Origin of the sequence: Pontibacillus yanchengensis Y32, assembly GCF_000770635.1 — a bacterium.
Taxonomy (GTDB): Bacteria; Bacillota; Bacilli; order Bacillales; family BH030062; genus Pontibacillus; species Pontibacillus yanchengensis.
On record NZ_AVBF01000124.1, the window covers coordinates 1 to 2,157 of the forward strand.

At 47.1% G+C, this 2,157-nt stretch carries 1 protein-coding gene; it reads left to right on the top strand.

Annotation, left to right across the window (positions count from 1 at the left end; all coding sequences use genetic code 11):
- Positions 1-211: 211 nt before the first annotated feature.
- Complete coding sequence (locus tag N782_RS20360; RefSeq protein WP_036824873.1) at positions 212-1,951, top strand: DEAD/DEAH box helicase; 1,740 nt, start codon at positions 212-214, stop codon at positions 1,949-1,951.
- Positions 1,952-2,157 lie beyond the last annotated feature (206 nt).

A 2,157-nucleotide genomic window follows, 5' to 3' on the forward strand; every position in this document is an offset into this window, starting at 1 on the left:
CGAAATTGCGATCAACTTTTTCCATTTCGGAGCAAAATCTGAAATTTGCGAGCAAAATTCGAAATTTCCGAGCAAACCGCAATTTGCGCTCCGCCTCCCACGCCTGCACTCATCCCCAGCCAAGCCACAACATGACGAAAACTTCCTCTAGAGCCACCACCAACCCCCGTGCTACAATATAACAATTGAGTTTTTTACGGAGGGTATCATCATGAAAGAGTTTCCAACGGATGACGATATTTCAAGGGTTGTCGCGCTGTTAATCGATACTTATCATGTTCCGGATCGCCTCATCAAAGGGGTTATGGGGAAGGAGCAGATCAATCAACTAAACCGCATGCTACAGGATTTTTCCCAACAGACGATGGGGTCGTACCAAATGGCTCGGTTGGTTGTGATGCAAAAAGGAGCGGAGGTGTTCTCTGGTTCAGGGCAGGCTGTTCGGGAATTGCGTAAGTTTTTGTTGAAAAAACTTAGCGACGATACTGTAAAAGCACTATATGAACAGCATCCGAATCCTAAGAAAAAGATTACTACCCCGAGCTATATGTACGGGGAGCTAGCTTCGAAAAAATGGATCCCGGGTGGAAGATGGCCGAAAGCATTTGTGCGAGCGCTTGGGTTTCCTGCTATTTTTGCTGGCTTGAGTCAAAAGGATGGTAAGAAGAAGGCTGTGTATGAAGATGTGACACCTCAGAAAAAAGTACCGAAGCTCGTTCCGTATCAGGAGGATATGAAGCAGCGCATGCTGGATGTGCTGAATCGAGAAGGGGATCACACTCGTTGCATGCTGTCCTTGCCGACTGGTGGTGGGAAGACGCGCATTGCGGTCGAGAGCTTTATTGAATGGATGCATCCTAGATTTTATGACGGAAAGTATATGATTTGGATTGCGCAAAGTGAGGAGCTTTGTGAGCAGGCGATTACGTGTATTTCTGACATGTGGATTGATAAGGAGTTTTCGGAGAGTCTACGAATCTATCGGTACTTTGGCGGGAGCGAACCTGATCCGGATGATTTAACAGGTGGTGTTGTGGTCGCCAGTATTCGCCAGATCTATTCTCGCCTGCAAAATGACGATCCTTTTATTCAAGAGGTGCTGCAGGATTGCGGGGCGATGATTATCGATGAAGCGCACCACGCAGCTTCCCATATGTATGCGCAGCTGTTTGAAAAAGCAGAAGAGCTTGCTGGAAAAGGACTATTTGCCGTATGTGGACTGACCGCCACACCTGGGCGTAGTGATGAGTCTACGTACACGTTAGTAGATCGATTTGAAGCCTATCTGATTAAGCCTGAATTTCAGTGGAGTGAGACGTATCATCGAAATCCACTTGCTTATTTCAGGGATGAGGGCTACTTGGCTAGACCGAAGCACATTGTGTATGAAAATAATAGCCGTCCCATCGAAGTGAAGGAAGAGGAAGTGTTCGATCACTTTGGCGATTTTGCGCCAGAATTTTTACGCGTGCTTGCTGCCGATCAGGAGCGGAACAAATTGATTGCAAAGCGCTTAATGGAGATTCCGCAAGGTGCCCCTACACTCGTCTATGCATGTACGGTCGAGCATGCCGAATTTTTAGCGAGTGTCATGAATGCGCTAGGCAGGAAGGCAGTTTCCATATCAGCGAAAACATCCAAAGCACAACGCAATATGTATATCGACGCCTTTAAACGAGGCGACATCGAGTTCTTATTTAATTACGGAGTACTCACCACAGGCTTTGACGCACCAAAAACCGAATACATCGTCATCTGCCGACCAACCACAAGCGCCGTCCTCTATGAACAAATCATCGGTCGTGGCCTGCGTGGACCTAAATTTGGAGGCACAAGCACATGTACCATCATCGACTTTGCCGACAATATCCTGAACCTCGGCCCACCACTCGCCTATACACGCTTCCACCATTTATGGGAGCTGAAGGAAGAGGTACTACCGGCCCGATAAGCCTATCTTCTTTTGGAGATAGGCTTTTTTTATGGAAGTAGGAGGAGGAAGGGGGATATGAGCGACATTTTTGATTTATGATCGAGAATCTGAAAAAAATAGGAGCGACTCTCGATTTCTGGGCATGATTTGATGTGCTATCCATGCCGGAGCACAGTACAAGTGCAGTTCCTGGTTTCGGAGCAAATTTTTCGATTTCAGAGCAT

What these genes read in the sequence shown, in the direction of transcription:
- N782_RS20360 (WP_036824873.1), top strand. Translation starts at nt 212, where the DNA reads ATGAAAGAGTTTCCAACGGATGACGATATTTCAAGGGTTGTCGCGCTG.